The sequence below is a fragment of the Vibrio sp. NC2 genome, from assembly GCF_025195005.1.
Classification (GTDB): Bacteria; Pseudomonadota; Gammaproteobacteria; order Enterobacterales; family Vibrionaceae; genus Vibrio; species Vibrio splendidus.
The window spans coordinates 99,429-118,823 of record NZ_JANVFC010000005.1; the positions used below are offsets into that span (position 1 = coordinate 99,429).

Sequence of the window (19,395 nt, forward strand, 5' to 3'; positions counted from 1 at the left end):
TAGCCAATTAGCGAGAAATATAGCGGCACTAACAGCCCGGTTGGTGCCGCGACAAGATTTGCTTTACTGTCCAAAAGCAAAGAGCCTAGCAAGTAAACCACAGTCTTGGGTTTACTCATGCTAGGCTCAATTTTTATGACTTCTTTTAATTGCTTGGCGTTGGTCTAGTTAAGCTTTATTTTCCGTTGTAATGACGGTACTCAAACACCTGACCTTCTTCATTAAACGCATACACAGAATACTCGTCTTTCTTATCGCCATATTCCATGCCCGGAGAGCCCATTGGCATGCCTGGAACTGCCAAGCCAATCGCATTACGTGGTGGATTTTCTAAAAAGGCTTTCACGTCCTCTGCTGGAATGTGCCCTTCAAATACGTAACCGTCGATCTCTGCAGTGTGGCAAGAGGCTAGTTTTTGCGTTACCCCTAACTTCTGCTTGATTGGATTCATATCATCGTGGAGCTTCTCTGTAACATCGAACCCAGCATCTCGCATATGTTCTGTCCATTCTGTGCAGCAGCCACAGTATGGAGACTTATGGTTTAGAACATCAGTCGCGAGAGCTTGTCCTGAAATTGCAGCGAGTGCTGTAAGAGTCATAATTTTACGAATCATGGTTAACCTCATGAATATGGTTTTTGTTGACATTAGAATGTGTGGGTTTGAAAAGTCTTAATCTGTTGGCATTGCTTACTACCGTAATTGACGACATCGCCATCGCAGCGCCTGCAACGACAGGACTAAGCAGAAATCCGAAAAATGGGTAGAGCACACCGGCTGCGATAGGAATACCAAGCGAGTTATAGATGAAGGCACCAAACAGGTTTTGCTTCATATTTCTTACGGTCGCTTGGGACAACTCGATCGCATTGCTTACTGATAATGGCGATGAGTTGAGTAGCGTCATTTGCGCACTTTCAATCGCGACATCACTGCCACTGCCCATTGCGATTCCTATATCTGCTTGAGCAAGAGCTGGTGCATCGTTAATACCGTCTCCGACCATAGCAACACTCTTATATTGCTGTTGAAGCTGAACAATATGCTGAGCTTTCTGCTCTGGAAGCACCTCCGAGATAACCTCGTCGATACCGACACTTTTACCAATCGCTTGAGCAACAGAATCGTTGTCGCCTGTTAATAGCACGGTGTGAATTCCGGCGGATTTTAGTTGAGCAATGGCTTGTTTGCTATCTATTTTTAATGCGTCTGAAATGCCCAATATGCCTTCGAGTTTTTGGTCAATCACAATGAAAATAGGCGTCCACGCTTGCGAGCGGCAAAGTTCGATAAAATCCGCGCCAATCTCAGTATTGATGCCTAACTGGGTTAGGTATTTAAGCGAGCCAACTTGCACGTTCTTGCCGTTAATAGTTGCCTGTACGCCAAGCCCTCGTTGGTTTTCGAACTCGCTATGAGGTAGTGCTGAAACTTGTAGGCTGTCTGCATATTGGCAAACGGCTTTGGCGAGTGGGTGCTCAGATCCCACTTCTACTGAATAAGCATAAGCCAGTAACTCTTGCTCCGTTAGATTAGAGTAAAAGGCCTGTTGAACGGTTGGTTTTCCTTGGGTCAACGTACCTGTTTTATCAAACACAACAGCATCGATCTTGCTGGCAGACTGCAATACATCCGCATCTTTAATTAGAACGCCAAACTCAGCCGCTTTACCCACGCCAACAGTAATCGACAGTGGCGTTGCTAGGCCTAACGCACATGGACAAGCGATAATCAGTACTGTGGTTGATACGACTAGCATGTAGCTCGCGCTTGGCTGTGGGCCAAAGAAAAACCAAACTAAGGCGGCAACGGCTGCGATTGCGACGACGACCGGAACAAAAACGGCAGAGATAGAGTCGGCAAGTTTGGCAATCGCAGGTTTGCTGCTTTGTGCTTGGCGAACCATCTGAATGATTCGAGCCAACATGGTGCTTGAGCCAATCCCAGTCGCTTCAATAACTAAGCTGCCATCACCATTAATAGTTCCTGCTGAAACCCTATCATTGAGCGATTTAACGTTGGGAAGCGGTTCGCCAGTCAGCATCGATTCATCGATATAAGATTCGCCAGATACCACTACACCATCGACAGGTACTTTTTCTCCGGGTTTTACTCGTACCTGCATACCGACTTGAATCGCCTCTACGGCGATGGTTTGTTCTTTGCTATCAACAATAACCACCGCTTTTTGAGGCTGTAAATTAATCAGTGCCTGTAGAGACTTTGTGGTGCGAGCTTTGGCTTTGGCTTCAATGTAGTGCCCTAAAGAGATAAGGCCGACAATCATTGCACTTGCTTCAAAATAGACATGACGCGATGGTTCTGGGAACCATGATGGAATCAGTACAACCAGCATTGAATAGAACCATGCAGCGCCCGTACCTAAAGCAACTAACGTATCCATGGTTGCACGCTTATGCATGAGAGACTGCCAAGCGTTAGTGAAGAAGCTGCGTCCTGAAGTCGCAAGCAGTATCAAACAGACCACACCAACTAATCCCCAAGCTAATTGGTCGTTAAATGTAGCAATGGTCATGCTGCCACCGAACAGACCCCACGCCATCAGCGGAGCACCGATAAACAGCGCGCTTACTGAATTCTTTAGGAAAGCTTTTTGGGTACGAAGTTGTTGCTCTCGCTGTTTTTGTTGTTGAGTTGCCGCGTCATCAACGAACTCGGCGCCGTAACCTGCGGTTTTCACCGACTCTATTAGAGCGTTTTCGATGACGTCACGTGTTTTAGAGGTGAAGACCAAGGCTGTCTGTTCAGCGAGGTTGATCTGAGCTTGGTCGACGAACTCATTCTTTTTCAGCGCTTTCTCTACCGAAGAAACACAACTTGCACACGTCATTCCCTCAAGAACAAGGTGGTAAGTATATTGGCTAGCTGCAGGTTTAGCTTGTGTCGGTTCAGCCGGCGTTGGTTTTTTATTTTCTTCTGAGTCTGAATCTGAACCTGAACCTGAACCTGAATTAGATAAAAGGTTATTGGCTTCAGAGTAGGGAGCTGCGTGATAACCCACACTTTCGACTAGCTCAATAATCTCGGATTCTTCAAGCAGAGTAACCAACGACAATTCATGTTTGGTGACGTTTAGATTTGAGGCTTGCTCAGTTTGTTGAATCGCCAGAGTCAGCTTGCTCACACACTTACCGCAGCTAAGACCAGATAGCGAAAGGTGCAGTTTATTACCCATGCTATAACCAAGCGTCGCTAGTTGTTCGTTGAGTTGAACGTAACTAAAAGGAGTGGAAATATCGATGTATGTCGGCGATATATCGTTGATCTTCGTATTATCTAGACCATCAAACAGTGTGCGGACTTTCTTCGCACATCCCATGCAATTTAGGCCGTTGAGTGCAGTTGTGTAATGGTTCATATCGATACTCCAATTCTCATCTACGCCCAACATAAACCTTACCGTAAGGGTAAGGTCAAACATAAATTCAAGAATTTGATCTTAGTGGCATATGAATGGGTGGGTTAAGTTTGTGGGATAGGCGAGAGTTAAAGAAAAGCATGGCTATAATTTACTGGCTCAGGCTATAGATTTGCTACATCGAAGCTGGATTTGGCCTTTCTACAGTCGCTTTCGCACAAGATCCGCGCATTAATCATTCACTACTGATTGTAGATTTAAGCGGTGGTGATAAAATAGCGCCCAAAATTTAGTGATATTTTTCTGTTGCAGGCTTTGTAATGGCAATCACTAAAAGAATCACCTACATAATCAAGGTATTTAAATGACGGTTAAAACTCGTTTTGCTCCTAGCCCAACTGGCTATCTTCACGTTGGTGGTGCACGTACTGCACTTTACTCTTGGCTATTCGCTAAGAATCAAGGTGGTGAATTCGTTCTGCGTATCGAAGACACGGACCTTGAGCGTAACTCTCAAGAAGCGGTTGATGCAATTCTAGAAGGCATGCAATGGATGGGTATGGAATGGGATGAAGGTCCTTACTACCAATCTAAGCGTTTTGACCGTTACAACGAAATGGTTGATAAGCTACTTGCTGAAGACAAAGCATTCAAATGCTACGCGTCTAAAGAACTGCTTGATGAGATTCGTGCAGTACAAGAAGAAAACAAAGAAATGGCTCGTTACGATGCGAACCACCCTAAAATTGTTGCAGCAAACGAAGCAGCAAAAGAAGGTGATGCATGCGTTATCCGTTTCCGTAACCCTAAAGAAGGCAGCGTAGTCTTTGATGACCAAATTCGTGGTCGCATTGAAATCGCGAACAGCCAACTTGATGACCTAATCATTCGTCGTACAGACGGTGCTCCAACTTACAACTTCGTAGTTGTAGTGGATGACTGGGATATGGGTATTACACACGTTGTTCGTGGTGAAGACCACATCAACAACACACCTCGTCAAATCAACATCTACGAAGCACTAGGCGCGCCAGTTCCAACTTTCGCTCACTGTGCAATGATTCTTGGTGATGACGGTGCGAAACTTTCTAAGCGTCACGGTGCTGTATCAGTAATGCAATACCGCGATGAAGGTTACCTACCAAATGCACTAAACAACTACCTAGTTCGTTTAGGTTGGTCTCACGGTGACCAAGAGATCTTCTCTCAAGAAGAGATGATTGAATTCTTCAGCCTGAACGCAATCAGCAAGTCTGCATCTGCATTCAACACTGAAAAACTACTTTGGTTGAACAACCACTACATCAAGACTTCTGAGCCTGAGTACGTTGCAAAATACCTGCAATGGCACCTAGATGCACAAAAGATCGATACAACAAACGGCCCTGCTATCACTGAAGTGATCAAGCTAGTTGGCGAGCGTTGTAATACGCTTATCGAACTTGCTGAGCAATCTCGCTACTTCTACGAAGATTTCTCTGAGTTTGAAGCCGGCGCAGCTAAGAAGCACCTACGTGGTGTTGCTAAAGGCCCACTAGAGCTTGCTCTTGCTAAGGTTGAAGCACTTGAAGATTTCACTACTGCAAACATCAAAGATGGTGTAATTGCAGCAGTATGTGAAGAGCTAGAGATCGGCATGGGTAAAATCGGTATGCCACTTCGCGTAGCAGTAACAGGCGGCGGCCAGTCTCCTTCTGTTGATGCAGTGATGGAGCTTGTTGGTAAAGAGCGCGTAATCGCTCGCATCAAGATGGCTCTTGAGTTCATCGCTGAGCGTGAAGCTAACGCTTAATTGAGCGATTGCTAGAATCAAAAAAAGGGTCAGTAACTTGGTTACTGACCCTTTTTATTTGTCTCGAGTTTTAGCTAATAAATAAGCTTAAATCTTTTTGAAGATGATTGAGGTGTTAATTCCGCCAAAGGCGAAGTTATTGCTCATCAGATATTCAACATCCAATTCGCGACCTGAGCCTGTGATGTAATCAAGCTTGCCGCAGCGTTCGTCGATGTTCTCAAGGTTCAATGTTGGGCTGAACCAGCCTGAATGCATCATCTCTAGGCTCAACCAAGCTTCAATCGCACCACACGCACCCAGCGTATGGCCAAAGTAGCTTTTCAATGAACTGATTGGCACTTCGCCAAAAATGTTCGCGGTCGCATTACTCTCTGCAATATCGCCTTTTTCAGTGGCGGTACCGTGCGCAGAAACATAACCGATTTTTTCTGCCGGAAGTTGCGCATCTTTCAGAGCTTTTTCCATACAGATTTGCATGGTTTCCATCTGAGGTTGGGTCACATGAGCAGCATCGCAGTTGCTGGCAAAGCCGATGATCTCAGCGTAGATCTTTGCACCACGAGCAACGGCATGTTCATACTCTTCAAGAACAAGCGTGCCGGCACCTTCACCAATAACTAAGCCATCGCGCTCGCTGTCGTAAGGACTAGGGGATTTTTCTGGCGTGTCGTTTTTTAAACTGGTAGCAAAAAGGGTATCGAAAACGGCAGACTCAGTTGGGCATAGTTCTTCACCACCACCGGCAACCATCACGGTTTGGTAGCCGTGTTTGATCGCTTCATAGGCGTAACCAATCGCTTGGCTTCCTGAAGTGCAAGCACTGCTGGTGGGAATCACACGACCGCGCAGGCCAAAGAACAGTCCAACGTTGACCGCAGCGGTGTGTGGCATCATTTGAACATAGGTGGTTGCTGTAATTGCTCGTGTCGATTTCTCGTTAAGCATTACGCCGAATGCGCCAACTGCATCGGTACTGCCGGTTGAAGACCCGTAGGCAATGCCAGTTTCGCCGTTAGTCAGAACATCATGTCCAATCAACCCGGCTTGTGTTAAAGCATCTTCAGTCGCGACAGTGGCTAAGCGAGAAACCCGACCCATGCCTCGAACCTGTTTGCGTTTGTAGTGTTTTGGCAACTGGAATTCATCAATAGGCGCAGCTAGCTTAGTGTTGAGGCCATCATACTGCTCAAAGCTTGGCATATATTGAGTGGCGTTTTCACACGCTTTCAGTTTCGGCTCGATCTGCTGCCAGTCATTACCAAAGGCAGTAACACCAGACATGCCAGTTACAACAACGCGGCGGGTCATACTAAGCCTCCATTAACTGAAATCACTTGGCGAGTGACGTAGCCTGCAATATCAGACATTAGGTAGCTGACTAGGCCTGCGACTTCTTCTGGCTCGCCCATGCGGCGCAGTGGAACTTGAGGGAGTGCATGATCTTTTACGTGCTCATCAACCATGCCGGTATCAATTAAACCTGGAGCGACACAGTTTACCGTGATCTTGCGTTTCGCTAGCTCTAAAGCTAGAGACTTAGTCGCGCCAATCACGCCCGCTTTTGCTGCGGCATAGTTGGTTTGACCGCGGTTACCCATGATGCCGGATACAGAAGCCAAAGTAACGATTCGACCGCCTTTGCGTTTTTGAACCATTGGCATCACGCACGGGTGAAGTACGTTGTAGAAGCTGTCGAGGTTGGTATGGATCACGCCATCCCACTCTTCTTCCGTCATGGCTGGGAATGCTGTGTCACGAGTAATACCCGCATTGTTCACCACACCATAGTAAGCGCCATGCTCGGCAATATCTGACTCAAGTTTTTCGCGACACTCGCTGCGATTGCTGATATCAAATTGGATAAGACGCCCCGCGCCACCCAGTTCGGTGATCGACTTTAACGTATCTTCAGCACCTTGCTTGTCACCCATGTAATGAACGGCAATTTCAAATCCGTCTTTCGCAAGTTGAATAGCGATCGCTTTACCAATGCCTTTGCTGGCACCTGTGACTAAAACCTGACGGGTCATGATGGGCTCCTAGTTTTCATTTCTTGTAATTTTTGTTCGGTCGGCACGTAGACGTTGAGTTGGCATTGAGCCACTAACTCACCTTGGTCTTCGACTCGGGCGGTAAATACGGCCATGCCACTGTCTTCCATCAGTTGCTCGGCGTAGATATCAAGGGTCTGACCTTGAGTGAACTCATCACACAGTGACTTGTAACGACGAGAGCCTAGTAAGAAGCCGATTGGAGGAGTCGTGCCGTTTTTCAGCGCATGGTATCCAGACCATGCCGCTACAGACTGCGCCATAAACTCGATACCCACATAAGCGGGTACGGTTTGAGATTCGGCATTAAAGAACAGGTTATGAGCACCAATATCGACCTGACAGTGAATCGACAACGCCTCTACGCTGATAGCACGATCGATTAATATCATCGGATCATCGTGTGGAAGAAGTTGGTCTACAGAAGGGATATCAGTCATTTACTACACCAAAGATCAGGCTAATGTTGTTGCCACCAAAAGCGAACGAGTTGCTTAAGATGTTCTTTACTTTAAGTTTCTGGGAACAGTTTACCAAATCAATCTCAATATCTTCAGCTTTATCCTGACATTTTTGTATGGGAAGCGGTAAGTCATATTTTAAAATATGCCATGCTATTGCAGCCTCTATTGCACTTGCGGCTCCAAGAGTATGCCCGGTGAGAGGCTTGGTGGAACTGACGGGAACCTTGTTTGCAAAAATACGATGAATGGCTTTGCTTTCCATTGAATCATTGAGTGGAGTTGCGGTGCCATGAGCATTGATATAACCGATGTCTTCAGCTTGTAACTGAGCAGAATCTAACGCTTTTATCATCGCTTGCTCAGCGCCGTTCCCTTCAGGGTGGGGCGCTGAAATATGGTGTGCGTCAGAGCTATCACCACAGCCTAACAAGGCAATGCTAGGTATATTCTGGTTTGTATTAGCAACATTCAGTTTTGTTTTACTGAGCAACATAAACGCCGCCGCTTCACCGATGTTGATACCATTTCGAGAGGCACTAAACGGCTGACAATGTGTGGTTGAAAGTGCTTCAAGACCATGAAAACCATTGAGCGTCAGCTTACATAAGGTGTCGACACCTCCAACCAACACTGCATCAGCCATTCCAGAATCTAACAAGCGTTGAGCGGTAAGAAAAACACGGCCGCTTGATGAGCAGGCGGTCGAGATTGCATAGCTTGGCCCTGTCAACGAGCAATATTGACTAACAAACTCTGAGGTATTCCCTAGCTCTTGTTTGGAGTAGTGATACTGCTCAGGAAACTCACCGTTTGCCAATTTATGTTTGAAAGCGGCTTCACCATCAGAAATCCCCGAGGTGCTTGTGCCGATAACCACAGCAATTCTATCTGCGCCAAATTGTGACTTTGCTTGTTCGATAGAGTTTTGGATTTGATTTAGAGCTGATAACGCCAGTTGATTGTTACGAGTGGCGTATTGTGCGAGATTGGATGGAACCTTTGGCAGTTCACCCGCGACCTTACCCACGATAGTATGCTTACCGTCATTCAACATATCGCTTACTTCAACCATGTTTGATTCGCGCGCGCCTTTTAGGCTGCTATGAATGTCAGCAACGCTTGAGCCTAACGCGGAGTGGAAACCACAGTCTTGGATATAAATAGGCATAGTATTCAGCTCTTACTTGGGTTATCGACAATCGTTGAGTTCAACGTTTGTATGGTGATGGTGTAGCCTTGAATCAAATGCTTGAAAATAATGTCTCCAGAGAGCTTCGGTTCATTAGCTTTTGCTTGATACTCGATACGAATAATGGCTTGTTGGTTGTCGTCAAACACGGTTCTTGTATTGTCAGTGTCGACTAGATGCCAACTTATGTTTTGCAAAGGCTGAGTCCAGGCTTCAGTCGGCCATAAGGTCAGCATCAAATTAAATAGCACCTGTTCAGGTTGTGGCAAAGTTGCGCCAAGCCCAGACAAAACCTGCGTATCAATCACTTGATTTTGATATTGCAGCGATAGGATGCGAGTACCCCAAGAAGAAAACCCCGCCAAAACCACTTTATCCGCTGTCACTTCGACTTGAACAGGAAGTTGCTGCGTATCGGTTTCCCACGTGGCGCTGATGAGCTGACTGGCCGTGAGGGAGTATCCCAGTTCAGCTGGCAATGGTAGTGCTAGCTCGGTGTCTTTGTTGATAGACACACTTGCACCAGTTGGCTGCTGAGAAACCATCGAGCAGGCACTGAGCATTAAACCCACTAGCGTGACGAAGGTGATTTTTAATGTCCTGATCATCTAAAAACCTCTCGAGAAGTTGGTCTTTCTACGTTTTTGCTATTGTTGATCGCGAGTGGCGAAAGTAGCCACGCGACAAAGATCCCTGTCAGAACAGTAACACCGAAGCTATGAATGGCATGAGTCTGACTTAGTGACAATAAGCCAAATGAAAGCAACGTTGTGAGACCCGATAGGGTAATCGCTAATAAGGTGCTTAGCGATTTTTTCTGCTCAGCAAAGAACAGGGTATAGTCGATACCAATCCCTAAAATTAGAATCAGCCCAAGCAGGTTAAACAGATTCAGTGTCGAGCCTAAAATGCCCGTGACCGCTAGACCTGCGACTCCGGCAATCAATGAAGGCAACAGCATTAATAGGCTTTGCTTCACACCGTAGCGCCAACCTAAAACCATCCCAATAGCGGCCAAAGCTATCAATAATAGCTCGGTGATCTTGACTCTGTATTCCGCAAAGAGAGCGGAGATTTCATCGGCTTTATTAAGGTATTTAACACCTTGTTGCTGAGCAAAGCTTGAATCGAGCCATTGAGAGAACAGAGCTGAGTTTGTAACGTCTTTGATCAAAATGACTGACGCCGCTTGTCCATCGATAGGTTTTAACCAAAGTGGTCGAACAGGTTCTGACACCGGTGATTCCAAAAAACCAGATACCGTGATTGCTTCGAACTTAGGTAATTCTGGAAAGCTAGGCCAACCAAGAGTGTTCTGTAAGATATGGCTTTGCTGGCGATAGAGTTGTTCAACCAATTGATAGTTATCATGCTGGTCTTGTTTACTTAACAACTGCTGATTGATGCTGCGATATCCTGAGATACCTTGGCTATCGATTAAAGAGTCTAAGCTCGCGGTGATTTCTGCCAGTTTTTTGAGTAGCTTTTGATCGCTCTTAGCGGTCACCAGCAGCATATTTTGGCCACTGCCTAATCCTGATACCTCAGTAATGGCTTGCTCCTGCTGTTTGAGTTGATCTGGCATCGCTTGAAGTTGGCGAATATCGTCGTCGTAGCGAATTTGACTGAGTGATATCAAGCTAACGACAGTCACTATTAATGGTAAGCCAATTCTAAACTTTTGGTTGCTCCAGAGGCTTAACCAAGTATGCCAAAGCTTCGACAAGGGAAGCGGGCGTTCTTGGCTTGGTTTTGCAGCTAAAACTGGGTACCAACACACCACGCTGGCGTAAGCCGCAATAAGCCCAATCGACGAAAACAGAGCAAGTTGCTGTAAACCCGGGAAAGGTGCCACCAACAGACCTAGGTAGCCAATCAAGCTGGTGATCAGACCCAAGGTGATCGCAACGATAATATGTTTCAACCCTTTGTCGCTTTGCCATTGGTTACCAGCCGCCAAACGGTCAGTCAGGTAATGAAAGGAGTAATCGATGGACACGCCAATTAAGCTGGCACCGAACACCAAACTAAACAAGTGAACCTTGCCGAAGATAGCGACGGTGCTTGCCAGCGCTACCAACAACCCAGTACTGATGGAAAGCAAGGATAAGCCAAGTGGAAGGGCACTACGAAACGTCAGCCACACCAATAAAACAACACCGGCTAATGAGCCCAAACCAATGGTACTGATTTCTGATTTCGCGCTTTCGGTGCCGTAATTGGCGTAGAACACCACACCAGTATGCTGCACTTTGACGCTAAACTGTTTTTCGACCTCGCGCTCAATTGAATCAAGATCAGGAAGTTGTTCTTGAATCGCCAAGCTATAAGGTGAGCCCGCCAGAGTTGCCGTGACCAAAATATGAGTTTGGTCATTAGATTGAGCGGTGAGGTACCCTTCTTTCAGAACAAAGTTACTTGATTGAACGCCAACAGCACTGATGTAGTCGCGAAATAGCAGAAATGGATCCATCGACAGTTCGGCTGCAGTGACGCCTGAGAAAGGATTGTACAGAGATTGGATGACATATTGAGCTCGCGAATCCGGCGAGTGTGTCAGTGTCTCTTTTTGTTGTTGGGTCAGCAGTTGAGCTCGGTGACGAAAGTAGAAATCGCTCCACTGGCTTTGGGTGCTGGCGTTGATTTTGCCTTGAACTTGCTTAAACAGAGTTGGCTGACTTGAAAAAGCTCTTTGGTTGAGAGCTTTTTCAAAAGCGTCGGTCGCAATCATGGCTTGGTCGATGTCGGGGGCGCTGATGATAAACACTACTTGCTCGCTCATCGAGCTGGATATCTGCTGAAAGGCTTGCTCTACCATTGGGTCTTGCTGGTTTTCTGGTAGTAACTTTAGAATGTTGCTTTCAATCGGTACCGACGAAGAAAAAGCGAATTGTTTTATTAACAATCCGCTAAATAGTACTACGATAACAAGCCAAACAAGGGCCAGACTAGAGTTGGAATTGTTGCGCTTCAGCATCTGATAATACTTCCGGTAGATGGCTTAACTGACTAAATTCGATCACCGTGCTGTCTCCACGAATCTCTCTCAGTTCAATGCGTTCAATATCATTTTGACCTTGCAGAGTAATGGCTTCAAATACCGCGTTCATCGGCGCACTTTTCGGCTTTAGAGTGAGTGTCCATCGTGTGTCTTGTGAACTTGCGTTTGCACTTTCATCAGTGTTTGTATTGGTTGCAGGCTCAAAGTCGAGTGAGAATTGTTCTTGGAGTTTTTGCGTATCCCCGTGGAACACCGATAAGAATATATGGCTGAAATAAAACGCCATTGGGTTTTCTTTATCGGTGATGATTTTAGCGGGTTGATCGGCAAACCTTTGGCTCAGTTTGTTATCGGTTAGCACCAAGCTAACAGGAAAGGGGGTAGTTTGTGTCCAAAGCAAACCATTCGACTTGTCTAACAGGAAAGTACCTTGTGATGTTAGAGGCTGGGCGAACATTTCCATGTTGCGCGTTTGGGTGAACTCACCACGCACTATGTTGTTTGCGCTTAATACTGTTTGCAGATCTGAAATAGAACCAACCGTAGCTGTACTTTCATTAGCAATAACAAAACTACTCGCCATCATTGAGGCAAGCCATAGTAGTGCGATGCTGATGTGTTTGCGACTGCGTTTAAACAGACTCATGTTTTACCTGCTGCTGTGTGTTAGATACTTGAGGTTGGTCTGATTGTTGGTCGCTTGGTTGCTGCTCAGTTGATTGGGGTAAGCAGCCAAACTGGTGCCAGTGCTCGACTTTATCTGTAAACACTTTCGGTGAAGCGAAGCACATCTCTTGTTCTTCAATGGTCACCGCAACCTGCATGGTGTGGGCGCGTGTCATGCGAGCACCTGTGTTGGCATCGTGAATTTCGTAGTCAACACGCAGGCGGTTTTCCCATTCAGTCAACTTAGCCGATACCTTGATCTGATGATTGAACGGTATCGCCTTAATGTACTTTACACGCGTGTCGATGATCGGCCACATGTAGCCTGAGTCCTTCATCTCATGGTAGTTGTACTCAATCTTATCCATCATGATGCGCCTTACTTCTTCAAAAAATCGGAAGTAATTACCGTGATAGATCACGCCCATCGGGTCGGCATCTTGGAATGAGGTAATCAGAGTCACCTCAGATTGTAATGGATGAAGGATTTCAGACATAAATCACTCTCAACAATATTGCGTAAAGGGTTGGCTACTTTATGAAGTTAGCTACTTTATGAGGTTAGCTACTCTATGAGTAAAGTGACCAGTGCTGACTTTGAATACGAGCAATGAAGTGGCGTAGATCGCCTTCAAGTGGTCGATCTTCTACGATAAATTCAAACTCTTTAAGCACTTCGTCGCGAATGTACTTTAGGTTTTCACTCATGTGGTGCTCATCAAGCTCATTGTGACGTTTACGAAGCTCGAGTGCTTGTGTACCCGCCAGAAGTGATGCCGCTGCTACTTGCTCTGTTAGCTCCAGAACACGTAAACAATCACGAGCTGCGATGGTGCCCATACTGACTTTGTCTTGGTTGTGGCACTCGGTTGAACGAGAGAACACGCTTGCCGGCATGGTGTGTTTCAATGCTTCTGCTGTCCAAGCTGAAACGCCAATCTGTACCGCTTTGAAACCGTGGTTGATTGGTTTACGTTCGCCTTCTGCGCCTGTTAGGTTAAATGGCAGACCGTTATTGAACTTATAGTCCATTAGCTGCGCCATTTGGCGATCAAGTAGGTCTGCAAGGTTGGCTACCGCTGTTTTTAGGGTATCCATTGCCATTGCGATATGGCCACCGTAGAAGTGTCCACCGTGCAGTACGCGCTCATTGTCGCCATCGATAATTGGGTTATCGTTAGCGCTGTTTAGCTCGTTCTCAATCATTTGGCGTAGCCAAGGTAGAGAGTCTTGAACCACACCAATAACATGTGGAGCACAACGTAGAGAGTAACGATCTTGTAGGCGGTCACTGTTACGTGGCGGGCGATCCGCTTGTAAGTCATCACGCAGCCATGCAGCAACTTGTTGTTGACCCGGATGAGGTTTCACTGCGAACAAGGCTTCATCGAAGTGGAAGTCGTTGCCTTGCATACCCACAGATACCATTGCCGTTATCTTAGTCGACAGCTGAGCTAGATATTCTGCACGTTTGTAGGCGATACAAGCCAGAGCCGTCATTACTGACGTGCCATTCATCAATGCCAAGCCTTCTTTTGGCTTAAGCTTGATAGGGTTAATTCCTAGCTCTTTGTAGACGTCACTAGTAGGGCGAACTTCGCCTTTGTAGATAACATCGCGCTCACCAATCAGTGCGGCCGCTAAGTAAGACAGCGGCGTTAAATCGCCACTGGCACCCACCGATCCTTCTTGAGGAATACGTGGTGAGATATCTTGGTTGATCAGAGTAACGATCTGGTTGAGCAAATCATGAGTCACACCAGATACACCTTGTGACAATGAACAAAGGCGCGTTGCTAATACTGCACGAGATTGTTCGTGAGACAATATTTCTCCTAAACCACAGCCGTGAAAACGTGTTAGATGCAATGGCAATTCATCAACAAGGTTTGGTGGAATTGCTACGGTACATGAATCTCCGTAACCAGTTGTCACGCCATAAATCACGCCTTCTTCTTTCAATAGGCGTTCTAAAAAAGCGACACCACGGTCGATTTTTGATGTGAATGCTTCACTTGAGTTCATCGAGGCTTTTGCGCCTTGTGAGATAGCGACAACATCCTCAATCGTGAGGCGTTCGGCACCAAAGGTGATGCTATTTGGATTCTTTTTCGTCATGGTGCTTGCTCAATGTCCAAAAATTAAAAAAGTTGTACCACTGAAGCGGTGCTTTCAGTGTGTAGTGCTCAAGTCGGTCTGCGTATTTTTGCACGACTTGCTGTAAAGATTGTTCGCGAGTCTTTCTGGGTAGTTCTATCTTGTCGCTAAAATGCTCGAAATAGACATTAAAATGTGGCTTAGATTGTGAGTCATCACGTAGCCCAAATAATAGAAATACTGGCGCTTTGAGAACAGAGGCTAACATAAATGGTCCTTGAGGGAAGGGCGCTTCCTTACCCAAGAACTCTGCCCATACTGAACGGCTCTCTTTGCTGGTGGAGGTTCTATCGCCAACAATCACAATCCACTCGCCTTGCTCTAGTTTCTGTTGCAACAAGATAGCGGTATCAGGTCCCATTGACGTTACCTGAATCAGGTTTAAATCAGACTGCGGGTTAACCGCTTTCATCACCGAATTGAAACGCTCGGCGTGCTCGGTGAAAACCAGTGCATTGATTTTGATGTTTGAGTGTCTGCGACCTAAAGCGCGGCACAATTCGATATTGCCAAGATGAGAACCCAGAATCAGCACACCTTGTTGGTTTGCCACCATGCTCTCAAATTGTTCTTGACCATGAATGCTCAGGTTATCGACCGAAAAATCCCCTTTCCATGCCGCCAACTTGTCTAGCATGGTATGGCCAAACGAGAGTAGATGGTTATAACTGGTTAATTCAGCGGGTAACTCTATATTCTGTTGTTCAGCGTATGCCTTAAGCTGAAATAGGTACTGTTCTGAGGCGTTTCGTGCACGTTTGCCCGTTAGATGGTAGTAACGCATCACACCGCGTAAAATCAGATTAAATACGCCTCGGCCTAACAAGGTATAAACGGCCAATAACAGTTTGATTCCCAGCACAGTGCCGCGTTCTTGAGTACGTGACCAATGGGGTTGTTCTGAACCTATCTGTTCGGAATTTACCTGTCTTGAATCTGCCGAGGAATCTTGGCTATTTTCAGCCGATAACTTCTTCGCTGAATCCGACTTGAAATGACGCGCGATCAGTTTTGGTGCTCTTGGCAGCATGCCGAAGAACAGTCGCGTGTGCATCCAACTGATTTTTACGTTGTCCCACAGTGCATCGAAATGAGAGATACCATTCTCTGGGTAGATAACACGCGTTTCAACGAAGTCGATATCGCAGCCTTCCCAATACAGGCGAACCAGAATCTCGATATCAAAGTCCATTCTCGAACCGACATCGTATTTATTCAGTACGGTTTGCGTCTTATCGATTGGATACGCTCTAAAGCCACACATGCTGTCTTTAATTGATAAAGAAAGGGTTTCTATCCATACCCAGATATGTGTCGCGTAGCGTCCGTAGAGCCTTGCCTTAGGCACGCTTTCGTCATAGACCGGCTGACCCGAGATAAGGTGCTGGGGCTTAGTTTGTGAAGCTTGGATTAATGCGGGTAGGGCGTCTAGGTCATGTTGCCCATCAGCATCAATCTGAATGGCATGACTAAAGCCGAGCTCTTGCGCTCGCTTAATGCCCGCCTTTACTGCGCCGCCTTTGCCTTGGTTCTGATGAAGTGTTACCAAAGTCACGCTTGGGCTATCGGCAAGTGGAGTCAGAAACTGTTTGGTCTCGAGTTCACTGCCATCATCAACAATAATGATCGGAATTTCGAAATTAAGAAGTGATGAGACCACCGAGGGCATGGTTGCGCCGTGGTTAAAGCACGGAATTAGGAAGCAAGCCTTGTAGTTGCTTTCTTCAAGTGCGTGTTGAGAAACCGCCTCAGCGCTATTCACTTTTCTCTCCCAGCTTCATTTTGCCTGAAGAATGAGTTTGTTCGCCATTGTTCGACGTGTAACTAAAGCTCAACTTATCTTTGTCAGCATCCCACTTGAGTGACAGCTGAATGGTCGAATCAGGCAGGATCGGCTCTTGGAATTTGATGACTTCCATGCCTTTAAAGTAACCAGGGACACTCAGCTCTTGAACTGCATAGTGAAGTGCCCAATCAATCTGTGTTACACCCGGAAGAATAGGGAAGCCCTTGAAGTGCCCCTTAAAATCGGTGATGTCTCCAGTAACATGGAGTGTCAAAGTCGATTCTTTCTCTACAGAGTCAACAGCAATGACGTTTGGTTTTCTCTTATCCATAGCGCGTGCTTAGAATCCTTGGGCTGAAAATGGGTGTTGTGACAAAAATATAAAAAGACAGTCTCAGTGTAAAACACGATAAGCGATTTCTATGATTTTACGAGCTGCTCTATGTGAGAGGTTAACCGCTTACCTTGGCTGTTGAGGGGAATCTCGTCAACAACACGATATTTTCTTGGGATAGCGATCGGTTCTAACCACTTTCTCAACTCTGAACGCAGCATCAACCAGAATTTACCTTTACTCATGGTGGCGAGTTTCGCTTGGCCTTCCTCTGATAATACCAAAACCGACGCTAAGATTAAGCGCTCAGGTTCTTCAAATGGAATCACCACGCACTCACTGATCCAAGGAAGTTGCTCTAGTCGCTTTTCGACTTCAACCAGTGATACTCGTTTTTCTTCTATCTTGATCACTCGATCGGTTCGGCCTTTCAATATGAATTGATTGCTCGAGACCATTTCGCACTCATCGGCGGTTTGATACCAGTTGTTTTTGTCGATGTACGGCGACAATAACTTAATGCAATTCTCACTGTTGAGACTAGCCTCAATACAGTCGAAAAGCTGCCAAGGTGTTTGAGCGCTCTCTTGCTGACGAAATGCGATACCGCCGGTTTCAGTGCTACCAAAAACCTCGATGGGCAAATGTCCTAACAAGTTAAGTGCTTGGTGAGCCGATTCGGTTGGTAAAGGGCCACCAGAAGAGAACACACCAGCTAGCTGTGCAGGTTTTGTCTCGTGTTTTAATCGCTTGAGTAGCGCAGGGCTACTGATCAGCACGCTCTGTTTGTTAGCGTGAGATAGGATTTGTTCAGGGTACTCAAGATTGTGTCGAGCAAATGGAACACCAGAACAAAGTGGCCATAAAATTCGGAACAACAGACCATAGATATGTTGGTGTGAGACCGTACTGTGGACTCGGTTGCCCTTAAGTAAATCGCCCCAGTTTTTATCTAGCTGAGCGATTTCAATATCTAGGTGCTCTAAGGTTTTGTCTATAGCTTTGGGCGTACCACTTGAACCTGAAGTAAACAGGGTCAATTGGATGGCTGCCAAATCAATGGGCGTAAGATTATCGATTAGAGGTTGTTGTGCTTTGGGGTTTGAGTCCAATAAGTTTTGGATATTGCGAACGTTACTAACATCAACTTCACCAATCGAGTCATCAACTAACAGGCAGTCAAAATGTTCACTCAATTCGGCAAGTGCACAAGGTTGATAGTTACCCGGTAAGATGATGTGTTTTTTGCTGACAGCACATGCCAAAAAGGCCACCGAAAATAGGCAGCTGTCTTGGGTACAAATCGCAACTCGTTGAAAATGGGATGAAGATAAAAGGTTCACGAGTTGAGATAAGTCGTCGTTAAATGTTTGCCAAGTAATCTCACTATTGTCGTCAAAGCAGACAATAGATTCAGGGGCTCGGTTTTGACTGAGGAGTTCAGACAATGAGATGTAAGATACGGTTTGGGTCATAACAATTTAACTCTGACGAATGCGCTGTCTTACCACCCACTCTCCTGCAAAGAGTAACCCGGCGAACAAATAGCTGAGTAAGCCATTGTATAGGGTCCAGATTTCAAGAGGTTGGAAGCAGGTGTAAAGGGCGATAGAGCCATTGATAACAAAGAACAAACACCAAACTTTGGTGACTTTTCGTGTGTAATCAACGCCACTTTGCGGAAGTTCAGGCTCTTGGAGTCGAGCAAGACGTTCGATAATGGTTTGCGGTTGCCATAGGCTTGAAGCGAATACAGCCAACATACAAACATTAACGATGACGGGATAATAGGTTAACCAGCCATGCTGTTTGAAGGCTAACCCTAATGCCAGTAGAACAATTCCGGCACTTCCACTGATCCAAGCTAGGTGTTTTAGCTCTTTGATCTTAGCCTGACCGCCGGTGAAAATGCGGACAGCAAAGATAGCGGCTAAGACGATGCCAACGGTTTGTAGGCCAAACTTGTTGAGTCCAAAGTAAACCGCTATTGGATAAGTGAAAAGTATGATTGCCGACAATAAAGTCAGCAGAGGACGCATTAGGCGTCCTTCAATAGTTCAGCCACAGACTCCACAACGTCATTAACGGTGCGCACTGCTTTGAACTCTTCAGGTTTGATCTTCTTACCCGTTACGTTCTGTAAATGAACGACCAAATCAACCGCATCAATGCTGTCTAGGTCTAGGTCGAGATAAAGGTGTGCTTCAGGCGTGATATCTTCGGCATCAAGCTCAAACAGCTCAATAAGCGCATCTTTAACCTGATTGTATACTTCTTGTTGGTTCGCTTGTGTCATAAAGATCTGTCTAGTTGTTTGTTTGAGAAGAGATGTAGTTCGCTAGATTTTCAACTGACGCAAAGTGCTGTCGAGTGTTTGAATCGTCGGCATCGATAACAATGTTGTACTTTTTCTTGATAGCAAGACCAAGCTCAAGTGCATCGATAGAATCTAGTCCAAGTCCATCACCAAATAGTGGAGCTTCTGTTTCAATCTCATCAATGCTCATGTCTTCAAGGTTCAATGCGTCGATGATCAGTTGTTTCAGTTCGTTGTGTAATGTTTCCACTTTGG

General features: G+C 46.0%; 18 protein-coding genes. 1 reads left to right on the plus strand and 17 read right to left on the minus strand.

The window, feature by feature from the left end; all coding sequences use genetic code 11:
- Window positions 1-175: 175 nt before the first annotated feature.
- Both NX845_RS09415 and NX845_RS09420 read right to left on the minus strand, forming a co-directional pair.
- Complete coding sequence (locus NX845_RS09415; protein WP_004736129.1) at window positions 176-616, minus strand: DUF411 domain-containing protein; 441 nt, start codon at window positions 614-616, stop codon at window positions 176-178.
- Window positions 606-3,443: a heavy metal translocating P-type ATPase gene (locus NX845_RS09420; RefSeq protein WP_260256778.1), complete on the minus strand. Its 2,838-nt coding sequence runs from the start codon at window positions 3,441-3,443 to the stop codon at window positions 606-608. Before NX845_RS09420 ends, NX845_RS09415 begins: the two co-directional genes overlap by 11 nt.
- A 301-nt stretch (window positions 3,444-3,744) precedes the next feature.
- Between NX845_RS09420 and gltX the strand changes: the two genes are divergently transcribed.
- Entirely contained in the window at window positions 3,745-5,172 is a 1,428-nt protein-coding gene (gene gltX / locus NX845_RS09425; protein WP_065682154.1) for a glutamate--tRNA ligase, read from the plus strand.
- Window positions 5,173-5,259: 87 nt separating this feature from the next.
- Here gltX and NX845_RS09430 read toward each other — a convergent pair whose 3' ends face one another.
- From NX845_RS09430 to NX845_RS09500, 15 genes are all read right to left on the minus strand, one after another.
- Window positions 5,260-6,483, minus strand: coding sequence for a beta-ketoacyl-ACP synthase (locus NX845_RS09430; protein WP_019350481.1), 1,224 nt, complete (start codon window positions 6,481-6,483; stop codon window positions 5,260-5,262).
- On the minus strand, window positions 6,480-7,205 hold the full coding sequence (locus NX845_RS09435; protein WP_004736137.1) for a 3-ketoacyl-ACP reductase FabG2: 726 nt from the start codon (window positions 7,203-7,205) through the stop codon (window positions 6,480-6,482). Before NX845_RS09435 ends, NX845_RS09430 begins: the two co-directional genes overlap by 4 nt.
- Window positions 7,202-7,666 carry a hotdog family protein gene (locus NX845_RS09440; RefSeq protein ID WP_102557472.1) on the minus strand — a complete coding sequence of 155 codons (465 nt, stop codon included), beginning with the start codon at window positions 7,664-7,666 and terminating at the stop codon, window positions 7,202-7,204. Before NX845_RS09440 ends, NX845_RS09435 begins: the two co-directional genes overlap by 4 nt.
- Window positions 7,659-8,858: a beta-ketoacyl-[acyl-carrier-protein] synthase family protein gene (locus NX845_RS09445; RefSeq protein WP_065682151.1), complete on the minus strand. Its 1,200-nt coding sequence runs from the start codon at window positions 8,856-8,858 to the stop codon at window positions 7,659-7,661. Before NX845_RS09445 ends, NX845_RS09440 begins: the two co-directional genes overlap by 8 nt.
- A 5-nt stretch (window positions 8,859-8,863) precedes the next feature.
- A complete protein-coding gene (locus NX845_RS09450; protein WP_065682150.1) occupies window positions 8,864-9,487 on the minus strand; it encodes a DUF3261 domain-containing protein in 624 nt (207 codons plus the stop codon).
- On the minus strand, window positions 9,484-11,856 hold the full coding sequence (locus tag NX845_RS09455) for an MMPL family transporter (RefSeq protein WP_260256779.1): 2,373 nt from the start codon (window positions 11,854-11,856) through the stop codon (window positions 9,484-9,486). Before NX845_RS09455 ends, NX845_RS09450 begins: the two co-directional genes overlap by 4 nt.
- Window positions 11,828-12,526 (minus strand): outer membrane lipoprotein carrier protein LolA, encoded by a 699-nt coding sequence (locus NX845_RS09460; protein ID WP_260256780.1) that lies wholly within the window; start codon window positions 12,524-12,526, stop codon window positions 11,828-11,830. Before NX845_RS09460 ends, NX845_RS09455 begins: the two co-directional genes overlap by 29 nt.
- Window positions 12,513-13,043: a thioesterase family protein gene (locus tag NX845_RS09465; protein WP_017093402.1), complete on the minus strand. Its 531-nt coding sequence runs from the start codon at window positions 13,041-13,043 to the stop codon at window positions 12,513-12,515. The genes NX845_RS09460 and NX845_RS09465 overlap by 14 nt, the downstream gene beginning before the upstream one ends.
- 73 nt (window positions 13,044-13,116) lie before the next feature.
- Entirely contained in the window at window positions 13,117-14,664 is a 1,548-nt protein-coding gene (gene hutH / locus NX845_RS09470) for a histidine ammonia-lyase (protein WP_017088088.1), read from the minus strand.
- Entirely contained in the window at window positions 14,642-16,465 is a 1,824-nt protein-coding gene (locus NX845_RS09475; RefSeq protein ID WP_108162441.1) for a glycosyltransferase, read from the minus strand. The genes hutH and NX845_RS09475 overlap by 23 nt, the downstream gene beginning before the upstream one ends.
- The gene (locus tag NX845_RS09480; protein WP_004736149.1) at window positions 16,458-16,820 is read right to left on the minus strand and encodes a hypothetical protein; all 363 of its coding nucleotides are present in this window, start codon (window positions 16,818-16,820) and stop codon (window positions 16,458-16,460) included. The genes NX845_RS09475 and NX845_RS09480 overlap by 8 nt, the downstream gene beginning before the upstream one ends.
- An 89-nt stretch (window positions 16,821-16,909) precedes the next feature.
- A complete protein-coding gene (locus NX845_RS09485) occupies window positions 16,910-18,298 on the minus strand; it encodes an AMP-binding protein (RefSeq protein WP_260256781.1) in 1,389 nt (462 codons plus the stop codon).
- A gap of 6 nt (window positions 18,299-18,304) precedes the next feature.
- Entirely contained in the window at window positions 18,305-18,862 is a 558-nt protein-coding gene (locus NX845_RS09490; RefSeq protein WP_017076838.1) for a septation protein IspZ, read from the minus strand.
- Window positions 18,862-19,119 carry an acyl carrier protein gene (locus NX845_RS09495; RefSeq protein WP_004736153.1) on the minus strand — a complete coding sequence of 86 codons (258 nt, stop codon included), beginning with the start codon at window positions 19,117-19,119 and terminating at the stop codon, window positions 18,862-18,864. The genes NX845_RS09490 and NX845_RS09495 overlap by 1 nt, the downstream gene beginning before the upstream one ends.
- A 10-nt stretch (window positions 19,120-19,129) precedes the next feature.
- Window positions 19,130-19,390: a phosphopantetheine-binding protein gene (locus NX845_RS09500; protein ID WP_004736154.1), complete on the minus strand. Its 261-nt coding sequence runs from the start codon at window positions 19,388-19,390 to the stop codon at window positions 19,130-19,132.
- Between the last annotated feature and the right edge of the window lie 5 nt (window positions 19,391-19,395).